Below are 19,873 nucleotides of genomic sequence, written 5' to 3' on the forward strand. Positions count from 1 at the left end.
AGGTCCACCCTGCAGACCTACTCGCCGGTGGCACCATCCACGAGCTCGCGGGCCACGTCCAGGTGGCCCGCGTGCCGTGCGTACTCCTGCAGGACGTGGAACAAGATCCAGTTCAGCGTCGGCCGGTCGTCGGTCCCGAACCGTCCACCGGCCGCCGCGATCGTCGCCGGGTCCACTCCGCCGGCGATCTGCCGGGTGGACTCACCACCTGCGTGCATTTGAGCCAGCAGGCTCTCCAGCGAGTCGTCTGCCGCCAACGCCCAGGGACCGTCGGGATTGTCGTTCGAGTCGCCCCACGGATGCTCGACCTGCTCGCCGGTGAAACCCCAGCGCAGCCACCGTCGCTCCATGAAGACCAGGTGCTTCAGCAGCTCCAGCGGAGACCACCCGGACGGTAGCCGACTACCGCGCAGTTCGGCGTCACTCAAGCCGGTCAGCTTCGTCTCGACGATCTCGCGGTATCGATCGAGGTACTGCAGATGCAGCTCGATCGTGTCGGCCAGAGCTCTGGCCGGCTTCATGACAGGCCCCGCAAGTACTCGGCGGTCGCGTCGTCGGCGGGGTAGAACGACTCGATCATCAACTCCGACACCGTCACGTCGAGTGGCGTGCCGAACGTCGCGATCATCGTGAGCAGCGACAGCTCCCGCCCGTCGTGCGCGAGCTTGAACGGTACGACGACCTCGGCCGGACCGGGTGGGGACGGCTTGTCGTCGGCGGCGTACTCGCGGAGTTCGTCGTACAGGTCCTGGAGCTCGGGGTCGGCGGTGCTCGCGGCCTGGCGTTGCAGGCCGGCGAGCGCACTGGCGCGGACCTCGGCGATGTTGCCGATCCGCCGGGCCAGGCCGTCCGGGTGCAGAGTCAGCCGGAGCGCGTTGATCGGTGCCTGTAGCAACTTCTCGTCGACGCCGGCGGTGAAGAGCTGGATCCCGGCGTTCGCCTCGACGATGTTCCACCAACGGTCGACGACCAGCGCCGGGTACGGCTCGTGGGCCTTGAGCAGGCGGCGCAGCGTCGTCCGGACCGCGAGCATCGCCGGCGAGTGCAGCGACGCCTCGCTGTAGATCGGCGCGAACCCACCCGCCAGCAGCAGCTGGTTGCGGTCCCGCAGCGGTACGTCGAGATGCTCGGCCAGCCGCAGCACCATCTCCCGGCTGGGCCTGGACCGCCCGGTCTCCACGAAACTCACGTGTCGGGTGGACACCTCGACGCGGTTCGCGAGCTCGAGCTGACTCAGCCGGCGCCGCTCGCGCCAGCCGCGCAGAAGCTCGCCCACCGGGCGCTGGAACGTCTCCTCGATCGTCGCTGCCATACCCCGACCGTAGCGGTCCGCGTAGACATCTCCATTACCTCTGACGTCATCGACCGGGGGCCGGGTCTGGCGGCAAGGTTCTGGTCATCGAAACCTTCCGAGGAGGAAACACCATGAACGCAACCGCTCTCGCCGACCAGTACTTCGCGATGTGGAACGCCGCCGACGCCGACCGCCGGGCCGAAATCATCGCCGGGACCTGGACCGCCGACGCGACCTTCCAGGACCCGAGCTTCGAGACCACCGGCCACGACGAGCTGAACAAGCTGGTCGGTGCGGCGCAGCAGATGTTCCCGGGCCTGTCGTTCGTCCGGACCGGCGACATCGACGAGCACCACTCGTACCTGCGCTGGACCTGGCACCTGAAGGCCGAGGGACAGGAACCCGTCGCCGGCGGCACCGACATCGTCGTCCTCGACGGCGACGGGAAGATCCAGAAGCTGATCGGATTCCACGACTTCGCCCCGGCGCACTGAACTCTTAATTGGGTGGAAGGTCGGCGGCGGTCGGAGCAGCATGGACGGATGCTCACCGCCGAAGAGCTGGATGTTTTCGAGCGCGACGGGATCGTGAAGCTCCCGTCCGCGTTCTCCGCCGACGATGCCGCGCGGATGCGGGACACGTTGTGGCGCGAGCTGTCCGAGCGGCACGGGATGGATCGCGACGACCGTACGACGTGGACTCCGTTGCGGCCGACCGGGTTGAAGTCCACCAAGTCTTCTCGCGCGGCCAACGCGGTGCTGAGTCCGCGGGTGCGATCGGCGCTCGACGGGCTGCTGGGTGAGTGGCTCGAGCCGAAGCACCAGGGGCAGGTCCTCGTCACCATGCCGGAGGGTGTGCCGTGGGTGGTGCCGCATCGCCAGTGGCACACCGACGTGGGTTTCGAGGACCCGCCCGAGGCCGTGAAGATCTGGGCCTTGCTCGGCGACCTGGAGCCGGGCGGCGGCGGGACACCGCAGGTCGCGGGTTCGCACAAGGTCATCGAGCGGTTCCTGACCACGACCGAAGAGCGCGAGTTCAAGGCGGTGCGGGACGACGTACTGCGGTCAGACCCGTGGTTCCGCAACCTGACGTCGGAGGAGCGCACGGTGGACCCGATGGAGCCGGCCGAGCTCGACGGTCTGCCGGTCCGGGTCGTCGAGCTCACCGGTCAGGCCGGCGATGTGTACCTGACCCATCCGTGGATCCTGCACTCGATCGCGCCGAACGCGGCCGACGCGCCCCGGATGATGCGCAGCCGCTTCATCTACGCAGCGCGTTGACGAGTCTGGCGCAGCGGACCGGGTCCTCGGTCAGGCCCGCGCCCAGCCCGTACAGCCAGTAGTCGACCGTCCGCCAGATCACCCAGTCGCGGGCCCGGTCCCGATCGAGACCGGCTTCGCGGACCGCGAGATCGAAGTACGGGACGATGTCGGTCATCTTGTCGAGGTCCCACCACAGCACGCGACCGAGGTCGTATTCGATATCGCCACGGAACAACACCGGGTCGACGGTCAGCCACTCTTCCCGGTGTCCTGCGAGCACCTGGCCGGAGTGGAAGTCGCCGTTGACCGCTGCCGTCGATGTGGTCTCAGTCGGGGCTACGTCCAGCGCCTCGCGCAGAATGGCGACGTCGAACGGACGGCCGAGCCGCTCCCATTGCGGCTCGAGCTCGGCCGATCGCGTCGTCACGATGTCCGCGGTCGACCGCGCATCCTCCGGTCCGGGGACGGCGAGCCTGCGCATCATCTGCCCGAGTACGGCGATCGCTTCGTCGATGGGCCGCGTCGTCAACGGCGTCGAGAGCCGCTCGAGCAGCATCGCTCCGGCGTCGGCGTCGTCGTCCCACAACAGGACCATGCCGCGGCCGTCCCACCATTTCAGTGCGCGGACCTGCTGCGTGATCTCGTCACCGGGCGGCGACATCCGCAGTACGAGCTCCACGCAGTCCCGCACGACCGGGACGACGATCGCGTTCGACCCGTGGGCGATCGGACCCGCGACCGCGAGGTCCCAGCGCCGGCATTGTTCGTCGACGGCCCGGGGCAGCGAGTCCAGCCAGGCCTGCCCTTCGCTCCACCAACGTGGCATCTCCAGGAAGCTCTCAGGCAGCTCGATCACCCGGAAACCGTAGCGGGGCAACCCGGGGCAGTGCCCCTTGATTTCCAGAAGGCCTCCCCGGAAACGGGATCGCGGACCATGATGTGGGACATGGGCGGAGAGGTTGAGGTTGACGGGTTGCGGTTCGACCCGGAGGTTTCCCGGCAGATCGAGTCGGTGTACACGACGCCGGATGTAGTCGAGCAGCGACGGGTAGTGCGGGCGGCGCTCGCATTGCGGCCGGGGGACCGCGTGCTGGACGTCGGTGTCGGACCGGGGCTGCTGGCGGAGGAGATGGCCGGTGAGGTCGGGCCGGACGGCCGGATCTGCGGCATCGACGTCAGCGAGAGCATGCTCGCGATCGCGGGGACCCGGACCGATGTCCCCGACGGTCCCGGGATCGAGCTGGAGTTGGCGTCGGTCGACCGGATCCCGCATCCCGCGGAGAGCTTCGACGTGGTGGTCTCGACCCAGGTCTTCGAGTACGTCGACGACGTGGCCGGCGCGCTGACCGAGGTACGGCGGGTGCTGCGTCCGGCGGGTCGCGTCGTACTGCTCGACACCGACTGGGGTTCGGTGGTGTGGCGGTCGAGGGACGACGAGCGAATGGCCCGGGTGCTGACCGCGTTCGAGGAGCATCTGGCCGATCCACATCTGCCGCGGACGCTGGGCGACGAACTGGCCAAGTCCGGTTTCACGCTCACCCACGAGCAGGTGGTGCCGATCCTCAACACGGGGTACGACGCGCGCACGTACAGTGCCGGTTTGATCGACATCGTGTCAACGTTCGTGCCCGGTCATGCCGGTGTGACAGCGGACGAGGCGCGCGCCTGGGCGGACGATCTGCGGAGTCTCGGCGCGAGCTACTTCTTCAGCCTGAACAGGTATCTCTTCGTCGCGTCCGCGCTCTGAGACCCGTGCCCCGGCGGGTGCATCCTGGGAGAGACACACCCGCCGGGCCGGTCGTTCTCCCGCCCCTCAGTGGGAGAACTCGCGGCTCGGTGAACACCACCCATGCCCGAATGGCACTGACCGAACCGCGGGACCACCTAGAGGTACCCCAGGTCGCGGGTTCGCACACCTCCCGGCACGCGGACCGGACGGAAAACTTCACATTCCTCAAACCTTGACAGCTGGTTTGCTGACCCGGCAGCCGCCTACGGTGGGTGGCGATTTCGCCCGCCGGGGGTCGGCGCGCGATCGTCCAGGGGGAAGGAACGGCAATGCCGGAAGTGTTCGACGACGAGTTGACCGACGACGAGCTGGACCAACTGGAGGCGCTCGGCGCCGCCGAGGACGCGGAGCTGATCCTCGGCCCGGCGACCGGGGATAAAGATGCCTGAGGCAAGGATCGCCTGGCGCGGGTTCACCATGAACAAGCGGACCGTGGCGATGGTTGAGGCCGCCGAGCAGCTGTACAGGTCGAAGTTCGCGATCCTGCAGGGGTCGTACAACAAGGGCGGCGTGGAGGCGTCGGCCGGTACCCACGACGGCGGTGGGGCGGTCGACATCGACGTACGGACGAAGAGCGCCGCGCAGCGCGTCGCGGTGGTGAAGGCGATGCGCGCGGTCGGGTTCGCCGCCTGGCTGCGGACACCGGCGCAGGGCAACTGGCCCTACCACGTGCACGCGATCGCGGTCGGCGACAAGGACCTGTCCCGCGGCGCGGCGGTGCAGGTCACGGAGTACCACCGCAAGCTCAACGGACTGGCGAACCGGGGCAAGGACGACGGCCCGCCCGGGTACTACGGGATGACCTGGGAGCTGTACCTGAAGGCACACCCGCCGAAGCAGCCGGTGCCGGACTCGACGATCTCGCTGGCCGCGATGGCGTACGCGCGGACGCACGATGCGATGACCGGCGTGTGGGGCGCGGACCGGGCCCGGGTGATCGCCTGGGCTGCGCATCCGCGGGTCGGCGCGATCACCAAGGCCGAGACGATCCCGCCGGCGGGCGTGCCGTGGCACCTGCACTTCCAGCGGGTGATCCGGAAGGTGCAGCTGCACTTCAAGCTGGAGGTGACCGGGATCTTCAACAACTCGGTCGCCGCGGTGATGAAGCGGTACGGGTACACGATCGTCGCTTGACCATGGGCAAGGCCCCACCGGTAGCAGCCGGTGGGGCCTTGTTGGTCCACTACCGCCCGGGCATCCCCGGTGCAGCTGTGGAGGTGGAGAGCGGAACCGACGCCGATGCAGGGGTCAAGACGTCAGCTCCGCTTGTCTATGGAGTTGTCACTCTCGAATCGACCGTCCAGACCTGCGCCTGGTGGAACTCGAGATGCTGGCGCATCGCGGCCGGTGCGCCGCTGTCTACGCCGAGGTGGTTCATCGTCGGTACGACGATCGCTCGGACATCGGACCGCTTGACCTCGTCGAGCAGTGCGTGGAAGGCAGCAGACTCGGCCGCGTCGCGCTCGGTGTAGACGGTGCCGAGGGTGAATCCCTCGGCGCTGGCGAATGCGGCGAGTGAATCAGTCGCCGCGGCCAGCTCCTCCGCGCAACTCAGCGCGTCGGCCCGTACATACCCGAGCAGCGTCGGCCGGGTGGTCATCGTCCTGCCGTGTCCACCAGCACCGGCTCGCTCGTCACCCGGAGGGAGGCGAATCGCCGACGCATGGCTTCCTCGTACTGCCCTGCCTGCTCCACGCTCGTGGTGTGGTCCGCGATCGGGTGAGCGCCGAACCAGACCCGCACCCGACGGTGCGTTGCGGGGGTCTCGAGCGTCTCGGTCATCGCGGTTCCTTCAGCAGTGTGTGGTGGTGGCCCCGAACGGCTTTGTCCGGCGCTGAGTTAAGAACACAACATCGGCGGCCCCCTTCGGAACAGTTTGGAAGGGACCTTTACAGAGGCCTAACGCAGAGTAGGGAAACCCTACGAACGCGCAGGTCAACGGCCTCTCCAGACGGTACCCGGCAGTCCCGGAAAGCATGTCAAGAATGGTTGCAGCAATGTGCAGATAACGATTCGGCGACGCCCGGGATATTCGAACACTATAGAAATCTATGACGTCCTGCTAACCCTTTGCACTTACGTGCTCACGGACAGGAATGACGTTGTTGCTGGCGGCAACCGCAGTACGGGGTCAGTGCCGCGTGAAGCTCGCGGGGTGACGGGGTACGACGGTCAGCGTGAGGGTGGCTGCGCAGACGGCGAGTGCTGCGATGAGGTTGAGGGTCAACGGCAGGTCGAGGACCAGCGTCATCGCCGGTGCGCCGAGTGCGCCGATCAGCAGTGCCAGCGAGTCTGCCGCGAAGAAGAGTGCGCTGACGCTCGCGAGGGCGGCCGTTGGCGCAGACCGCTGGATCGTGGTTTGCACGGTGATCAGCAGAACGCTTCCGGGTAGGCCGATCAGGACCGCGGCGGCGACGGCCAGCGGGACAGTGGGGGCGTTGAACAGTGCGAAGTACGCCAAGGCCGTGATGAATTGGGTGAGGGTGATCAGTTCGCGGGTGCCGAGCAGTCGGGCGGCCCTCGTGCTCAGGGCTGCGCCGACGAGGTAGCCCGCTCCGAGCCCGGAGATCAGGTAACCGACGGCGTACCCCGGAGCGTGCAGTCGGTCGACCGTGTACGGCACGAGGAGCGCGGTCAGGCCGGCGTTGGCAGTGAGGAAGACCGTCTGGCCGATGAGGATGCCGCGGAGCGCCCTGTGGTTGACGACGGCTTGCAGTCCGTCGAGGGGGCGTGGTGGCACCCCGGAGGTCGCATGACGGCGGGTGCGGACGGTCGCGATTGTTGCTGCCGACAACAAATAGCTGACGATGTCGACGACGAGCACGAACTTGATCCCCGGACCGGCCAGCAGGAGCGCGCCGAGCGGTGGTGCGGCCAGGCGGATCGCGCTGCCGGTGACGGCATTGATGGAGTTGGCGGTCGCCAGTTCGCTGCCCGTCCCGACGACTGCTGGGATCAGCGCGCGGGCAGCGGGCCGGAAGACCGTGGTCGCGGTGTTCTCGAGCAGGATCGCGAGGTAGATCAGCCAGACGTGATCCCGGTCGGCGAACAGGATCAGTCCCACTGCGGCCGCGCTGGCGAGGTCTGCGATCCACATCGCTCGGGCCAGGTCCCAGCGGTCGAGGAGTACGCCGGCCCACGGCCCGATCGTCAGTGCCGGCAGGGCTTCCAGGGCCAAGGTCAGTCCCGTGGCCACGGTCGACCCGGTCAGCGTAAACACGTAGAACGGGATCGCCACGACCAGCAGCCAGGACCCGATGCCCGACACTGCGCCGCTGAACCAGAGTTTGCGGAAATCTCTCACGCTGCCGGAATCTATCCTCAAGGAATAGACATGAGCAAGAGTGTTCTGTGAAGATAGTGTTCATGGAGTTGGGCGAAGTACTTCGCGACCGTCGCAAGGCGGCCGGGCGGACCATCGCGTCGGTGGCCGTCGACGCCGGTCTGTCCGTTCCGTACATCGCGAATCTGGAGAACGGCCGGGGCAATCCGACCGTCGCCGCGCTGGATCGGCTCGCTACGGCGTTGGGGGCGCAGCTCGAGGTGCGGATCGGGGACGAGGTGCCGCCTCCGCCTTTGTCGGTCGGATCCGAGTTGGTGTCCGGATCCGGTCGCGTTGACGAGGTTGTGGCCGCGCTCGCCGGCGACAGGTCCCGCGCGGCCACCCGACGCGAGCTGATCGCGACGCTCGACTCCCTCGCGACTCTCCTGGGCCGCCCACCGAGCGCCGCCGACCTGAGCCGGCTTCTCGACCTGCTCCAGCTCGCGTCACCTGGCCGCGCGCTGTGACCCGCCGCGATCGCGTAACCCGGTCGCGGGCTGCGATCGGGGCGTCGTAGGGTCCGGGTCATGGAGATCGGTGCGCGGATCGCCGCGGCTCAGTTGGCGGGTTCGGCGCGGTCGAAACGACAGGTGATCGCCGGGCCGTTGGCCGGCATGCTCGACGACGACGACGCGTGGTACCTGTCCGGCGTACTCGCGGCCGAGCCCGGTCAACCGTTCGAGCCCGATGAGATTCCGTGGGCGATCGAGACGATCCGGCAGGCGTTCGCGGCCGAGGGGCGATGGGTGCACGCGGAGTTCGTCGACGAGGCGAATCCCGGTCTGGCCGAGGCGCTCGCTTCGCAGGGCATGACGATCGTGGGGCGGCTCCCGCTGCTCGTGGTCGAGCCCGCCGACCTGATCGTTCCCGATCTCCCGGACGGTACGACGGTGACGGTCGTGGCATCCGCGGAGGAGCAGGCCGTTGCGAACGCGGTGGCCGCGGAGGCGTACGAGATGGACAACGCCGACTCCGCGTACAAGGCGGATCCGTCCGATGGCGGTGCGGTGCTGATCCACGTCGACGGCGTACCGGCAGCTACTGCGGCGTGGACTGCGGTTGCGGACGCAGTGTCGGAGGTGGCTGGGGTCGGCACGATTCACAGCCATCGACGGCGGGGCCTCGGGGCGATCGCAACGGCGTACGCGACTCTGAACGCCTTCGAACTGGGCGGCGCGACGCTGGCCTGGCTGACGCCTGGGGATGACGGCGCGGACCGTGTGTACCGGCGCCTCGGCTATGCGCCGCGAGCCACCGCAGTACACCTCGGCGATCCCGGCGGACACCTGGCCGACCTCCGCTGACCATGACAGTCCTGACCGCAGACTGTCGAAGCTTCAGGGCTTGAGGAGACGGGTGATGGTGGCGTTGAGCGTCTTGCTGGCGGTCCTGGTGGACAGCCGGCCTGCGGCCACCGACTCGCCTGCCGCGTGGCCCAGGGCGATCAGCGCCGTGACCAGCCAGTCGACGGGGAGCTCACGGGTGATCTCGCCGGCGCGTTGACCGCGGCGGATCAACTTGACGAACCGCTCGATCACCGGGTCGTGCCGTTCGTCGGCCGTTTGCGGCACGTGCAGGAGCAGCGGGTGCTGCTCGAACATCCGCCAGCTCAGATTGATCAACCGCAACAGCTTGTCCAGCGCCGGGCCCTCGTCGAGGCCGAGGGCATCGATCCCCTCCAGCGTCTCGCGGGTCAGCTCGTCGAGGACGGCATTCAGCAGTACCTCGCGGGACGAGAAGTGCGCATACACGGTCTGCCTGGTCACGCGGGCCACCTCCGCGATGCGCTCCAGGCTCGCGTCGGGCTGCTCGTCCAGCAGCACCACCGCGGCGTCGAGGATCGCGGTCCGGCTGCGGTCGGCGTCGGCGCGGCGGCGCCGTCGTACCGGCTTGTTCTCTGACACCTTGTCAAGTTTAACCGAACTGCTTATCTTTGACGGTATGTCAAAGTTAAGCGCACAGGAGTTCGTCGCGGACTTCTTCGGCTCGTTCACCCGAGAGGTCGTCGCAGGCGATGACGCCGCCGCGGTCGTGGACCGCTACTACACGCCCGACGTCCTGCAGATCGCCGACGGCATCACCCTCGACCGGCAACGACTGATCGACCACATCCGCCCGGTGCGGAAGAACCTGGTCTCCTGCTCGTACGACGTCCATGAAGCGATCCGCACCGAGGACCGGCTGGCGGCGCGATTCACGATCCACGCCGAGCTGCGCCGCGGGCGGAAGATCTCCACCGAGGTCTACCTGTTCGGCGAAGTCGCCCCGGACGGCCGAATCCGCCGTACGACCCAAGCCACCCGCGACGTGACCGCACCATGACGACGTTCCGAGTGCTGGGGATGACCTGCAACCACTGCGTCGGCTTCGTCACCGAAGAACTCGAGACACTTCCTGGCGTCGAATCGGTCACGGTGGAGCTGCCGACCGGGACGGTTTCGTTGGTCAGCGATCGACCTGTCGATCGAGCCGCGATCCGCACCGCAGTGGAGGCCGCCGGCTATGAGCTCGCGGAGTGACGGTCAGGCTGTGCGGCGATATGTGAGGAGGGCGACGCCGCTCGGGAACGATGTGCAGTCGCGCAAGGTCAGCGCGTGCGGTGAGCCATCGGGGAAAAGGCGCTGACCGGTGGCGACGACCGACGGGTACACGAACAGGCGGTACTCGTCGACAAGGCCGGCGGCGATCAGTTGGTGGGTGACGTCAATGCTGCCGGTGCAGACGATGTCGCCACCGGCGGTCTCCTTCAGGCGGCGCACTTCGTCCAGACCGCGGAGGATCGTGGTCGGTTGCCATTCCGGATCGCGCAGCGTCGAGCTCACGACGTACTTCTGCACCTGGTTGAGGTACGCCGAGATGCCGGTCGGATCGTCCGTCTGCGCAGGCCAGTAGCCGCGTAACTGCTCGAACGTCACGCGACCGGTGACGAACGCGTCCGCTCGCGCCATCTGCTCGCGCAGCGCGTGGAGCACCTCCGGCCCACCGTCGGCGGGTCCGAACCAGTCACCCGCCTCGATCACGCCGTCGACGGTGATGTTCTGGGTGACGATCAGGTCGCGCATCAGGCTCCTCCTAGTCGGATTCACCCGGTACGTCGGAGCCGGTCGCCACCCCTCGACATCAGCGGACCGTGAAACCCGCCTTACGGAACGCGTCGGCGAGCGAAGTCTCGTCCATCGGGGTCTCGGACTGCTTGCCGCCACGGCCTTGACCACCCTGGCCGCCCTGACCGCCCGAACCGCGGTTGCCGCCGCGCCCGCCGCCCTGGCCGCCGCGACCACCTTGGCCACCACGCCCGCCCTGACCGCCTGACCCGCCGGAGCCACGACCCTGATCGCCCGAGCCGCCGCGACCTTGACCGCCCTGCGCCCGGCCGCCCTGCCCGCCCTGGCCCTGCCCGCCCTGGCCACGGCCTTGTCCGCGTCCGCCCTGGTTGCCGGCCGGGCGGGAACCGCGGTCGCCGGGGCGACCCGATCCGGCACCCGGCTCGTCGTCCAGGCGCAGGGTGAGGGAGATGCGCTGGCGCGGGATGTCGACCTCGAGCACCTTGACCTTGACGATGTCGCCGGACTTGACCACCTCGCGCGGGTCCTTCACGAAGGTCTTCGACAGCGCCGACACGTGAGCCAGCCCGTCCTGGTGCACGCCGATGTCGATGAACGCGCCGAACGCGGCCACGTTGGTGACCTGTCCCTCCAGCTGCATCCCCGGCTTGAGGTCGGCGATCTTGTCCACACCTTCGGCGAACACCGCGGTCTTGAACGCCGGCCGGGGGTCGCGCCCCGGCTTCTCCAGCTCGGCCAGGATATCGGTGACGGTCGGCAGGCCGAACATGTCGTCGACGAAGTCCGCCGCCTTCAGCCGCTTCAGCTCCGCCGACCCGATCAGCGACTTCACGTCCGACCCGGTCGCGTCGAGGATCCGGCGTACGACGGGGTAGGACTCCGGGTGCACGCTGGACGTGTCGAGCGGGTCGTCGCCGTCGGGGATCCGGAGGAACCCGGCCGCCTGCTCGAACGCCTTCGGCCCGAGGCGAGCGACCTCGCGCAGCGCCGTACGCGACTTGAACGGGCCGTTGACGTCGCGGTGCTGGACGATGTTGTCCGCCAGCCCGGGCGTGATCCCGGAGACCCGGGTGAGCAGCGGCGCGGACGCGGTGTTGAGGTCGACGCCGACCGCGTTCACGCAGTCCTCGACGACCGCGTCGAGCGAGCGGGACAGCGCGTTCTCGGCGAGGTCGTGCTGGTACTGGCCGACGCCGATCGACTTCGGGTCGATCTTCACCAGCTCGGCCAGCGGGTCCTGCAGCCGGCGCGCGATCGAGACCGCGCCGCGCAGCGACACGTCCATCCCGGGCAGCTCCTGGGAGGCGAACGCGGACGCCGAGTAGACCGACGCGCCGGCCTCCGACACGACTGCCTTGGTGAGCTTGAGCTCGGGGTGCTTGGCGATCAGCTCACCGGCCAGTTTGTCCGTCTCACGCGACGCCGTACCGTTGCCGATGGCAATCAGTTCGACGTCGTGCGCGGCGGCCAGCGCGGCCAGGGTGGCGATCGACTTGTCCCACTGGTTCTGCGGGACGTGCGGGTAGATGACGCCGGTGTTGACCACCTTGCCGGTGGCGTCGACGACCGCGACCTTCACGCCGGTCCGGAAGCCCGGGTCGAGGCCCATCGTCGCGCGGGTGCCGGCCGGGGCGGCCAGCAGCAGGTCGCGCAGGTTGGCCGCGAACACCCGGATCGCCTCGTCCTCGGCGACCTGCCGCAGCCGCATCCGCAGGTCGATGCCGAGGTGCACCAGGATCTTCGTCCGCCAGGCCCAGCGGACCGTCTCGACCAGCCACTTGTCGGCCGGACGGCCCTGGTTCTCGATACCGACCTTGCGCGCGATGGTCGTCTCGTACTCCGTCGGTCCGTCGACCTCCACGCCCGCGGGCAGCGGCTCGACGGAGACCGTCAGCACGTCCTCCTTCTCGCCGCGGAACAGCGCGAGGATCCGGTGCGACGGCATCTTCGTGAACGGCTCGTCGAAGTCGAAGTAGTCCGAGAACTTCGCGCCGTCGGTCTCCTTGCCCTCCCGCACAGCGGACGCCAGCCGGCCCTGGTCCCAGAGTCGCTCGCGCAGCTCGCCGATCAGGTCGGCGTCCTCGGCGAACCGCTCGACGAGGATCGCGCGGGCGCCGTCGAGGGCGGCCTGCGGGTCCGGCACCTCGGCGTTCACGAACACCGCGGCCGCGGCGAACGGCTCGACGTCCGGGTCGGCCATCAGGCCGTCGGCGAGCGGCTCCAGACCGTTCTCCCGGGCGATCATCGCCTTGGTCCGGCGTTTCGGCTTGAACGGAAGGTAGATGTCCTCGAGGCGGGACTTGGTGTCCGCCGCCATGATCGAGGCCTTCAGGGCGTCGTCGAGCTTGCCCTGGCTCTCGATCGACTCGAGCACGGTCTGCCGGCGCTCCTCGAGCTCACGCAGATACCGCAGCCGCTCCTCCAGCGTGCGCAGTTGCGCGTCGTCCAGCATCCCGGTGACCTCTTTGCGGTACCGCGCGATGAACGGGACCGTCGACCCCTCGTCCAGCAGCGCCACCGCTGCCCGGACCTGGTTCTCACCGACCTCGAGCTCCTCGGCGATCCGCTGCTCGACCGACTGCACCACCACTGTCCGCTTCCCCTCTACCGGCAAACCCGACGAGCGTTCTGCCGCCCCGTCGGACTCACATCCTTCCCCATTCCGCCCTGACGCCGAAACTCGATCCCTAGCCTGTGGACAAACCTGTGCGGCGGCCCGTGACTGGATTTAGCTATAGTGCTAGTTAGTTAGTTAAATAGAAATCTGAGGAGAACTGATGCGCGGTTCTGCGGTGCTTGCTGCCTTGGCCATGGTCTTGTCCACCACCTCGGTCGCGTCCGCCGCGACAGACACGACTCCGGCGCCCTATCTGCCCCGACCGACGGGCTCGGCAGCAGTCGGCAGTACGGCGCTGTACCTGAAGGACACGTCGCGTCCTGACCCGTGGGTGGCGTCGGTGCCCTATCGCGAGCTGATGGTGTCGCTGTACTACCCGTCAGCCTCGACCCGCGGGCCGAAGGCGCAGTACATGACGCCGGAGGAGTCGGCCGCCCTGCTCGACGGCAGCGGTACCGGCTTGCCGCCGGAGACTCTGGCCCGTACGCGGACCAACTCCGTCCAGAACGCGCGGCCAGTAGGACGTCGGCACAGTCTTCCGCTGGTTGTGCTGTCGCCGGGCTACAGCAATCCCCGTGGCACGCTGACCGCACTGGCTGAGGATCTGGCGAGTCATGGGTACGTCGTGGCGCTGGTCGGCGACACGTACGAGGACTCCGGCACGAGCTTCCCCGACGGGCACTTCACCAGGTGCGCGACCTGCGACCTGACCCATGACGACGCGTTCTGGGCGAAGGTGGGCAGCACCCGGGCGACCGATGTGTCGTTCGTGCTGGACCAACTGACCGGTCGGCGGCCGGTATGGCGCGGCTCCGACCTGATCGACCCGTCCAGGATCGGTATGGCCGGCCACTCCGCCGGTGGAGCGAGCGCCATCCCCGCCATGATGGCCGACCCGCGCATCCGCGCCGGAGCGAACCTCGACGGTGTGACCACCAACCCGATCCCTGCATCCGGTCTGTCCCGGCCGGTCCTGTTCGTCAGCCACGCACGCGGCGGCTCCGCCTGCCTACCGGTCCCGTCCTGGGACAAGGATTGGCCGCAGCTGACCGGCTGGAAGCGCTGGCTCGAGGTAGCCGGCACGGTGCATGCGTCGTTCACCAACGTCGGCCTTTTCGCGGACCAGTACAACCTCGAAATCGGCGCAACCACCACCGGCACCCGCACCCAGTCCATCACCCGCGCCTACCTCGAAGCCTTCTTCAACCAAACCCTCCGCGGCCACCAGCAACCCCTGCTGACAAAGCCCTCCGCCCACTACCCAGAGGTCTCTTTCTGCCACTGACCCGGAACGACGAACTCCCCGCGACCGGGGTTGGTCGCGGGGAGTTCGTCGTGTTGCGGGTCAGGCGGCTTCGCACAGGATGGGCTCGGGGGACTGGTCGGCCTCGGCCTGCGGCTTGGGCTGGCGCATCACGGTGATGGCGATGGCTACTGAGGCGGCGACGATGGCGGCGGCTACTCCGAAGGAGAAGTGGTAGCCGGAGGTCAAGGCCTCCAGGGCCGGCTTGGTGCTGGTGGCGGTGCGGGTCGCGGAGAGCGTGGCCAGGATGGCCAGGCCCAGGGCGGCGCCTACCTCGCCCATGGTGCCGATCAGGCCGGACGCCAGGCCGGCGTCCTCGGGCTTCACGTCCGACATCGACAGGCCCATCAGAGCGGGGAAGCAGATGCCGCCGCCCAGGCCGAGCAGTACCAGCACCGGCAGGACGTGGACGAAGTAGTTGCCGCCGACCGGCGCCTGGGTGAAGAGGGCCAGTCCGACCACGATCAGCGACAGTCCGGCGATCAGCGGGCGGCGCGGACCGAACCGCATGACCAGCTTCTCGGAGTACTTCACCGACAGCAGCCCCATCACCACAGTGGTCGGCAGGAACGCCAGTCCGATCTGCAGAGCGTCGTACCCGAGCACCCGCTGCAGGTACAGCGACCCGAGGAAGAAGATGCCGAACATCCCGGAGCTGGACAGCGCCTGGATCAGGTTCGCACCGGTCAGCGTCCTGGAGCGGAAGATCCGCAGCGGCACCAGCGGGTTGGCCGCGGTCGCCTCACGAGCGATGAAGCCGGCCAGCAGTATTAGGGTCGCCACAGCAAGCGCCAGCGTCCGCGGAGCGGTCCAACCCAGCTCAGCAGCCGGCTTGACGATGGTGAACACTCCGACCATCAGCGCCGCGGTGATCAGCACCGCACCCGGTACGTCGGTGCCCTTGCCGATCCCCAGGCCCTTGTCCTTCTCGATCAGCTTCACCGCGAATACGGCGGTCAGTACGCCGAGCGGCAGGTTCACGAAGAAGATCCAGTGCCAGCTGATCGCCTGCGTCAGGACGCCACCGGCCAGCAGACCGATCGACCCGCCGGCGGACGCGACGAACGCGTACACGCCGATCGCCTTGGCCTGCTCCCGCGGCTCGGGGAACAGCGTCACGATCATGCCGAGGATCACTGCGGAGGTCAGTGCGCCGCCGACGCCCTGGATGAACCGGGCGATGACGAGCATCTCCTGGGTCTGCGCCAGCCCGCACAGTACGGAGGCGGCGGTGAAAACGATCAGTCCGGCGGTGAAGACGTTCCGCCGGCCGAGGAGGTCGCCGATCCGGCCGGCCAGCAGGAGCAGCCCGCCGAAGGCGATCAGGTAGGCGTTCACGACCCACGCCAGCGAGGAGCTGGAGAAGCCGAGGTCGTCCTGGATGGCCGGCAGGGCCACGTTCACCACGGTCACGTCGAGCACGATCATCAACATGCCCGCGCAGAGGGTGTACAGAGCCAGCCAGCGCGAGCGGCCGCCCGGCGCGGCCGGCGAAGTCGCCTGGGTGTCGGTCGTCGCGTACATCTCGGGGTCTCCTTGCAGTTCGTCGTTGTTGGGCCTTACACCCATACGTCGAACTGGAGGAGCTCAGATTGACACGTCTCCAGAAGTTTTTTCGCGACGCGTCCGAGACAGCATGTACGCCGTGAGCGCCGGGACCAATCCGGACCCGACGACGAGCAGCGTGGGCACCTGCGACGCCAGAGCGAACCAGGTGAGCAGTACTACGACCCCGCCGGCCACCGGCATCGGCCGGCGCAGCAGAAACAGGTTGGCGGACCGGAACACAGTCTTCATGGTCGCGTCCGCGGCCGCCTCCGGCAGAACGGCCAGACCGCTCAGGTAGAGCCCCAGGATCATCCCGGTGAGCGGAATCAGCACTACTAGTGCGAAGACGCGCGCCGCACCGCCGGCGTACGCCCAGAACGAGATGCCGAACGCCAGCAGCACGCCACCGGCATACAGACCGAACCCGGACAGCCAGAAGTGCTTCATCGCCCAGCGGAACTCCCCGAAGAACCGCCGCAGCAGCTTCGGCTTGTCCTGGCTGATCGCCTCCGGCAGCACCCGCTGCAGCGCGAAGGCAGCCGGGAACAGCGTGATGATGCCCAGGCTGATCACCAGGAACACCAATTGCAGCATCAGCAGGTCACCGACGACGGCCAGCTTCGTCAGCACCGTGCTGGTCCGGCCGGTGCCTCTGTCAGCAGGGGGGACAGCCACCGATCGCCTCCTCGTTCCGTCCGGGCGTGCCTTGATCGTATGATCACGAACAATCACGCGAAGATCAGGGGACCGCATGCTTGCACAGGAGCGCCACGAGCTGATCCTGCGGAGCCTGCGGCGGCACGGCCGGCTCCGGGTGGCCGATCTGGTGGCCGAGCTGGGCGTCTCCGCGATCACAGTACGCCGGGACCTGGCCGAACTGGACTCGGCCGGCCTGCTCCGTCGGGTGCACGGCGGCGCGATCGGCACCGGGACGGCCGACCAGGGCACCCGCGGGAGTCAGCTGACGATCGGCATCATCGTCCCGAGCGCCGCGTCGTACTACTCCGACGTGATCCGCGGCGCCGAGGCGATGGCCGACCGGTACGGCGCGCGCCTGGTCCTCGGCGTCTCCGGGTACGACCCGACGATGGAGCGCGAGCGGATCGACAAGGTGCTCGGGATCGGCGTCGCCGGGCTGCTGATCAGCACCGCGCTCGGCGACGGCGACGCGGACCGGCTCGACACCAGGCTGGACGACATCGACGTACCGCTGGTGCTGATGGAGCGGGCGTTCGGGTTCCCGCACGTGGCCCGCGAGTACGACCACGTCCGCACCGATCACGCGTACGGCGCGATGCTGGCGCTGCGCCACTTCGTCGCACTCGGCCATCGCCGGATCGCCATCAACCTGCAGGCCACGGTGACGGCGTACTGGCTCCGCCGGGGTATCGAGACGGCCGCGAAGGCGCTCGGCGTGGAGGTCTTCCTCTCGCCCGTCGACCTCCCGATGCGCGGCGACGACCCCGGCGCGGTGGCCCAGGTCGACGCGTTCCTGGCCGAGTGCGAGTCGTTCGGCAGCCGCGCCGTGCTGATCCACTCCGACGAGCACGGCGCCCGCCTGGTGGAGCGCGCGATGGAGCTCGGCCTGCGCGTTCCCGAGGACCTCGCCGTCATCGCGTACAACGACGTCACCGCGTCCTTGGCCGTCGTACCCCTGACCGCGATCTCCCCGGCCCGCCGTGCCCTCGGCGAAACCGCCTGCGACCTGCTGCTCCGCAAACTCCAGACGCCGACGACCCCGGTCCAGCACCTCAGCCTGCTCCCCACCCTCAACATCCGCACGTCCTGCGGCGCGCTCGAATCCCCGGCAACCGCCTACGCAAACAGGTAAATTCAGAGGTCTGCACCGGAACACGGGGAGAAAGCGATGGAGTACGCCGAGTTCGAGGCTGAGTACCAGCAGATCCTTCACCTGCTCAGAGGTGATCGTTCCGGCCTGCCCGCGGCGATCGAGCGCCTCAAGCAGCTCGCGACCGGCATCGAGGACGAGGACGACCGCGAGGAAGCCGGCTGGGACATCGTCGCGCTCGAGGACTCCATCGACAAGGGCAAGCGCGAGCCCGAGGAGCCACCGACCGAGGTCATCCTGCAGGCCCGCAGGGCATACGCCGAGGCTGTCCGGGACGACGGCACCACGGACGAGCGCCTGGCCCGTGCAGAGGAGGGTGTCCAGGCCCTGGAGCGTCTCGAGGTCGCCACGCCGGAGGAGGAACAGGCGGTCGGCGCCCTGGAGCACACGCTCGTGATGCTGATAGGTGCTTTGCGGCTCATGCGATGAAGGTCACCACTCTCCGGGAGCTGCTGCGCGAGCAGGCGAACGCTGCCGTGCAGGTCTCGGGCGCTCATCACTCTTCCTGGAACAACCGGTACGGGCCGCGCATCCCCTCCGCGAGCAAGATCGGTGGTACGGCGAACTGGGACCACTCGATCTCGTACAACCCGCGCCATGTGGACGAGCGGCTCCAGGAGATGTTCCGCAATGCGCGGGTGCACAACCAGGATCCCGCTGACCTCCGTGGTTACCGTGACGCGCTGCGCGTCGTCCTGCACGAGAACGTTCATCTGCTGGCTTCGGAGGGCCGGGAGTACTCGCAGGCGCAGGCGGCCTTCCAGAGCGGGCCGGGCGTTCGTCCGCTGGAGGAGGGGATCACCGAGCTCTACTCGCATCAGAAGCTGAACGAGTACATCGACGAACTCGGCATCGATCAGATCGCGCCGGGGATCAAGAACGTCCACAGCCCGAAGGTCTACAAGGAGTTCACGCCTGCGGTCGAGGGCTTCGCCGACGCGATCGAGCGGCGGTCCGGAGTGCAGCGCGACGATCTGATCGGTCGGCTGGCCGTCGTACCGCCCGACCAGAAGTTCAAGGCCGCGGCGGAGGCGATGTACGACAACAGCGACCTGCGTGGGCTGATGCCGCCGGATCAGCGTGAGCAGGCGGTCGCGCAGATCGCGCAGGCGATGGGGCGCCCGTTCGGCGAGGTGGAAAGACTTCCCGAGGGCGCCGATCCGGACGAGATTCGCACGGTTGGCGCGAAGGCTGCCGGCGAGGGCTACAAGGCGATCAGCCGGCTGAAGAAGCAGTGGCAGATGCCGGCGCCGAGCAGGCAGGTCCAGCGGGGTGTGGGACCCGAGCAACGGCAGGCCACACAGTCCGAACGCGGCGACGGCGCCCAGCCTCCGACGCAGTCGTCGGCACCGGCTGCCCGGTCGGCTGAGGCCGGGGCGGCTGCCGAGGCTGGGACGGCGTCTCCGGGGTCTGAAGGGGCCGCGCCTGCCGGGGCCTCTCCAGCGGCTCGGGCTCATGCCGGGGCGAGTCCAGCTTCTGCTCCGGAGTTGCCGCCGGATATTGCGGCGGCGGCGCGGGCCGGGCTGTCCGGGCCGCCGTTGGCGTCGGCCAGTCGGTTGAGCCCCGATCGGCAAGGAGCCCGCGGTACCGGATCGAACGCCCCGGCTGCCGAGCGGCAAGGCCCGGAAACTCAGCGCTGACGGTCCGCCGGCCGGAGACCCAGCGCTGACGGCCGCCGCTGGAACTGTGATCGGTCGGGTTCCGGTCGTGATCGAATGTGATCATTCGAGCGCTGAGGTATTGACGAGGAAAGCCCTTTCCCATACTTTCGCTGCACTTGAGGGGTCGCGGGCCCCCGGCTGAAACAGGCAGCGAAGGAGTTCT

Annotated in this window: 23 protein-coding genes; 12 read left to right on the plus strand and 11 right to left on the minus strand. The window is 68.4% G+C overall.

All coding sequences use genetic code 11. The features are described 5' to 3' along the window. Nucleotides 1–17 precede the first annotated feature (17 nt). Nucleotides 18–521, minus strand: a complete 504-nt coding sequence (locus OHA18_RS16610) for a DinB family protein (RefSeq protein ID WP_329004999.1) — start codon at nt 519–521, stop codon at nt 18–20. Further along, nucleotides 518–1,312 carry a helix-turn-helix domain-containing protein gene (locus tag OHA18_RS16615; protein ID WP_329005000.1) on the minus strand — a complete coding sequence of 265 codons (795 nt, stop codon included), beginning with the start codon at nt 1,310–1,312 and terminating at the stop codon, nt 518–520. Before OHA18_RS16615 ends, OHA18_RS16610 begins: the two co-directional genes overlap by 4 nt. A 113-nt stretch (nt 1,313–1,425) precedes the next feature. Between OHA18_RS16615 and OHA18_RS16620 the strand changes: the two genes are divergently transcribed. After that, nucleotides 1,426–1,788: a nuclear transport factor 2 family protein gene (locus OHA18_RS16620; RefSeq protein WP_329005001.1), complete on the plus strand. Its 363-nt coding sequence runs from the start codon at nt 1,426–1,428 to the stop codon at nt 1,786–1,788. A gap of 48 nt (nt 1,789–1,836) precedes the next feature. Further along, nucleotides 1,837–2,574 (plus strand): phytanoyl-CoA dioxygenase family protein, encoded by a 738-nt coding sequence (locus tag OHA18_RS16625; protein WP_329005003.1) that lies wholly within the window; start codon nt 1,837–1,839, stop codon nt 2,572–2,574. Here OHA18_RS16625 and OHA18_RS16630 read toward each other — a convergent pair. Further along, on the minus strand, nt 2,555–3,412 hold the full coding sequence (locus tag OHA18_RS16630) for an aminoglycoside phosphotransferase family protein (protein WP_329005004.1): 858 nt from the start codon (nt 3,410–3,412) through the stop codon (nt 2,555–2,557). The genes OHA18_RS16625 and OHA18_RS16630 overlap by 20 nt on opposite strands. 90 nt (nt 3,413–3,502) lie before the next feature. Between OHA18_RS16630 and OHA18_RS16635 the strand changes: the two genes are divergently transcribed. Together OHA18_RS16635 and OHA18_RS16640 are read left to right on the plus strand one after the other, a co-directional pair. Beyond that, on the plus strand, nt 3,503–4,303 hold the full coding sequence (locus OHA18_RS16635) for a methyltransferase domain-containing protein (protein ID WP_329005005.1): 801 nt from the start codon (nt 3,503–3,505) through the stop codon (nt 4,301–4,303). A 423-nt stretch (nt 4,304–4,726) separates the two neighbouring features. Continuing rightward, nucleotides 4,727–5,479, plus strand: a complete 753-nt coding sequence (locus OHA18_RS16640) for a hypothetical protein (protein ID WP_329005006.1) — start codon at nt 4,727–4,729, stop codon at nt 5,477–5,479. A 136-nt stretch (nt 5,480–5,615) separates the two neighbouring features. Here the strand turns inward: OHA18_RS16640 and OHA18_RS16645 are convergent, their stop codons facing one another. From OHA18_RS16645 to OHA18_RS16655, 3 genes are all read right to left on the minus strand, one after another. Next, nucleotides 5,616–5,945: a hypothetical protein gene (locus tag OHA18_RS16645; protein ID WP_329005007.1), complete on the minus strand. Its 330-nt coding sequence runs from the start codon at nt 5,943–5,945 to the stop codon at nt 5,616–5,618. Next, a complete protein-coding gene (locus tag OHA18_RS16650; protein ID WP_329005008.1) occupies nt 5,942–6,127 on the minus strand; it encodes a hypothetical protein in 186 nt (61 codons plus the stop codon). Before OHA18_RS16650 ends, OHA18_RS16645 begins: the two co-directional genes overlap by 4 nt. A gap of 349 nt (nt 6,128–6,476) precedes the next feature. Next, nucleotides 6,477–7,649, minus strand: coding sequence for an MFS transporter (locus OHA18_RS16655; RefSeq protein ID WP_329005009.1), 1,173 nt, complete (start codon nt 7,647–7,649; stop codon nt 6,477–6,479). A gap of 62 nt (nt 7,650–7,711) precedes the next feature. Between OHA18_RS16655 and OHA18_RS16660 the strand changes: the two genes are divergently transcribed. Both OHA18_RS16660 and OHA18_RS16665 read left to right on the plus strand, forming a co-directional pair. Then, nucleotides 7,712–8,134: a helix-turn-helix domain-containing protein gene (locus OHA18_RS16660; protein ID WP_329005010.1), complete on the plus strand. Its 423-nt coding sequence runs from the start codon at nt 7,712–7,714 to the stop codon at nt 8,132–8,134. A gap of 60 nt (nt 8,135–8,194) precedes the next feature. Beyond that, on the plus strand, nt 8,195–8,971 hold the full coding sequence (locus tag OHA18_RS16665; RefSeq protein WP_329005011.1) for a GNAT family N-acetyltransferase: 777 nt from the start codon (nt 8,195–8,197) through the stop codon (nt 8,969–8,971). 33 nt (nt 8,972–9,004) lie between these two features. On the opposite strand, the gene OHA18_RS16670 is transcribed toward OHA18_RS16665, so the two are convergent. Then, complete coding sequence (locus OHA18_RS16670; RefSeq protein ID WP_329005013.1) at nt 9,005–9,571, minus strand: TetR/AcrR family transcriptional regulator; 567 nt, start codon at nt 9,569–9,571, stop codon at nt 9,005–9,007. A gap of 37 nt (nt 9,572–9,608) precedes the next feature. Here OHA18_RS16670 and OHA18_RS16675 point away from each other — a divergent pair, with 37 nt between their 5' ends. Together OHA18_RS16675 and OHA18_RS16680 are read left to right on the plus strand one after the other, a co-directional pair. Next, entirely contained in the window at nt 9,609–9,989 is a 381-nt protein-coding gene (locus OHA18_RS16675) for a nuclear transport factor 2 family protein (protein ID WP_329005014.1), read from the plus strand. Then, the gene (locus OHA18_RS16680; protein ID WP_329005015.1) at nt 9,986–10,186 is read left to right on the plus strand and encodes a heavy-metal-associated domain-containing protein; all 201 of its coding nucleotides are present in this window, start codon (nt 9,986–9,988) and stop codon (nt 10,184–10,186) included. Before OHA18_RS16675 ends, OHA18_RS16680 begins: the two co-directional genes overlap by 4 nt. 3 nt (nt 10,187–10,189) lie before the next feature. Here the strand turns inward: OHA18_RS16680 and OHA18_RS16685 are convergent, their stop codons facing one another. Both OHA18_RS16685 and OHA18_RS16690 read right to left on the minus strand, forming a co-directional pair. After that, the gene (locus OHA18_RS16685) at nt 10,190–10,729 is read right to left on the minus strand and encodes a dihydrofolate reductase family protein (RefSeq protein WP_329005016.1); all 540 of its coding nucleotides are present in this window, start codon (nt 10,727–10,729) and stop codon (nt 10,190–10,192) included. Between the two features lie 58 nt (nt 10,730–10,787). Next, nucleotides 10,788–13,322 carry a Tex family protein gene (locus tag OHA18_RS16690; RefSeq protein ID WP_329005017.1) on the minus strand — a complete coding sequence of 845 codons (2,535 nt, stop codon included), beginning with the start codon at nt 13,320–13,322 and terminating at the stop codon, nt 10,788–10,790. A 187-nt stretch (nt 13,323–13,509) separates the two neighbouring features. On the opposite strand from OHA18_RS16690, the gene OHA18_RS16695 reads away from it, so the two are divergent. Next, nucleotides 13,510–14,634: an alpha/beta hydrolase family protein gene (locus OHA18_RS16695; protein ID WP_329005018.1), complete on the plus strand. Its 1,125-nt coding sequence runs from the start codon at nt 13,510–13,512 to the stop codon at nt 14,632–14,634. 60 nt (nt 14,635–14,694) lie between these two features. On the opposite strand, the gene OHA18_RS16700 is transcribed toward OHA18_RS16695, so the two are convergent. Together OHA18_RS16700 and OHA18_RS16705 are read right to left on the minus strand one after the other, a co-directional pair. Next, nucleotides 14,695–16,176 (minus strand): MFS transporter, encoded by a 1,482-nt coding sequence (locus tag OHA18_RS16700; protein WP_329005019.1) that lies wholly within the window; start codon nt 16,174–16,176, stop codon nt 14,695–14,697. A gap of 63 nt (nt 16,177–16,239) precedes the next feature. After that, the gene (locus tag OHA18_RS16705) at nt 16,240–16,875 is read right to left on the minus strand and encodes a DUF624 domain-containing protein (protein WP_329005020.1); all 636 of its coding nucleotides are present in this window, start codon (nt 16,873–16,875) and stop codon (nt 16,240–16,242) included. Nucleotides 16,876–16,951: 76 nt separating this feature from the next. On the opposite strand from OHA18_RS16705, the gene OHA18_RS16710 reads away from it, so the two are divergent. The 3 genes from OHA18_RS16710 to OHA18_RS16720 are packed head-to-tail and all read left to right on the plus strand — an operon-like array spanning nt 16,952 to nt 19,689. Next, nucleotides 16,952–18,031: a substrate-binding domain-containing protein gene (locus OHA18_RS16710; protein ID WP_329005021.1), complete on the plus strand. Its 1,080-nt coding sequence runs from the start codon at nt 16,952–16,954 to the stop codon at nt 18,029–18,031. A 36-nt stretch (nt 18,032–18,067) separates the two neighbouring features. Further along, on the plus strand, nt 18,068–18,478 hold the full coding sequence (locus OHA18_RS16715) for a hypothetical protein (RefSeq protein WP_329005022.1): 411 nt from the start codon (nt 18,068–18,070) through the stop codon (nt 18,476–18,478). Beyond that, nucleotides 18,475–19,689, plus strand: a complete 1,215-nt coding sequence (locus OHA18_RS16720; RefSeq protein WP_329005023.1) for a hypothetical protein — start codon at nt 18,475–18,477, stop codon at nt 19,687–19,689. The genes OHA18_RS16715 and OHA18_RS16720 overlap by 4 nt, the downstream gene beginning before the upstream one ends. Nucleotides 19,690–19,873: the final 184 nt, after the last annotated feature.

The organism is Kribbella sp. NBC_00709 (assembly GCF_036226565.1).
Lineage (GTDB): Bacteria > Actinomycetota > Actinomycetes > Propionibacteriales > Kribbellaceae > Kribbella.

Coding starts and splice junctions, on each gene's coding strand:
- OHA18_RS16710 (WP_329005021.1), top strand. CDS start 16,952: ATGCTTGCACAGGAGCGCCACGAGCTGATCCTGCGGAGCCTGCGGCGG.
- OHA18_RS16680 (WP_329005015.1), top strand. CDS start 9,986: ATGACGACGTTCCGAGTGCTGGGGATGACCTGCAACCACTGCGTCGGC.
- OHA18_RS16610 (WP_329004999.1), bottom strand. CDS start 521: ATGAAGCCGGCCAGAGCTCTGGCCGACACGATCGAGCTGCATCTGCAG.
- OHA18_RS16685 (WP_329005016.1), bottom strand. CDS start 10,729: ATGCGCGACCTGATCGTCACCCAGAACATCACCGTCGACGGCGTGATC.
- OHA18_RS16635 (WP_329005005.1), top strand. CDS start 3,503: ATGGGCGGAGAGGTTGAGGTTGACGGGTTGCGGTTCGACCCGGAGGTT.
- OHA18_RS16665 (WP_329005011.1), top strand. CDS start 8,195: ATGGAGATCGGTGCGCGGATCGCCGCGGCTCAGTTGGCGGGTTCGGCG.
- OHA18_RS16695 (WP_329005018.1), top strand. CDS start 13,510: ATGCGCGGTTCTGCGGTGCTTGCTGCCTTGGCCATGGTCTTGTCCACC.
- OHA18_RS16640 (WP_329005006.1), top strand. CDS start 4,727: ATGCCTGAGGCAAGGATCGCCTGGCGCGGGTTCACCATGAACAAGCGG.
- OHA18_RS16720 (WP_329005023.1), top strand. CDS start 18,475: ATGAAGGTCACCACTCTCCGGGAGCTGCTGCGCGAGCAGGCGAACGCT.
- OHA18_RS16625 (WP_329005003.1), top strand. CDS start 1,837: ATGCTCACCGCCGAAGAGCTGGATGTTTTCGAGCGCGACGGGATCGTG.
- OHA18_RS16660 (WP_329005010.1), top strand. CDS start 7,712: ATGGAGTTGGGCGAAGTACTTCGCGACCGTCGCAAGGCGGCCGGGCGG.
- OHA18_RS16645 (WP_329005007.1), bottom strand. CDS start 5,945: ATGACCACCCGGCCGACGCTGCTCGGGTATGTACGGGCCGACGCGCTG.
- OHA18_RS16650 (WP_329005008.1), bottom strand. CDS start 6,127: ATGACCGAGACGCTCGAGACCCCCGCAACGCACCGTCGGGTGCGGGTC.
- OHA18_RS16615 (WP_329005000.1), bottom strand. CDS start 1,312: ATGGCAGCGACGATCGAGGAGACGTTCCAGCGCCCGGTGGGCGAGCTT.
- OHA18_RS16620 (WP_329005001.1), top strand. CDS start 1,426: ATGAACGCAACCGCTCTCGCCGACCAGTACTTCGCGATGTGGAACGCC.
- OHA18_RS16675 (WP_329005014.1), top strand. CDS start 9,609: ATGTCAAAGTTAAGCGCACAGGAGTTCGTCGCGGACTTCTTCGGCTCG.
- OHA18_RS16715 (WP_329005022.1), top strand. CDS start 18,068: ATGGAGTACGCCGAGTTCGAGGCTGAGTACCAGCAGATCCTTCACCTG.
- OHA18_RS16700 (WP_329005019.1), bottom strand. CDS start 16,176: ATGTACGCGACGACCGACACCCAGGCGACTTCGCCGGCCGCGCCGGGC.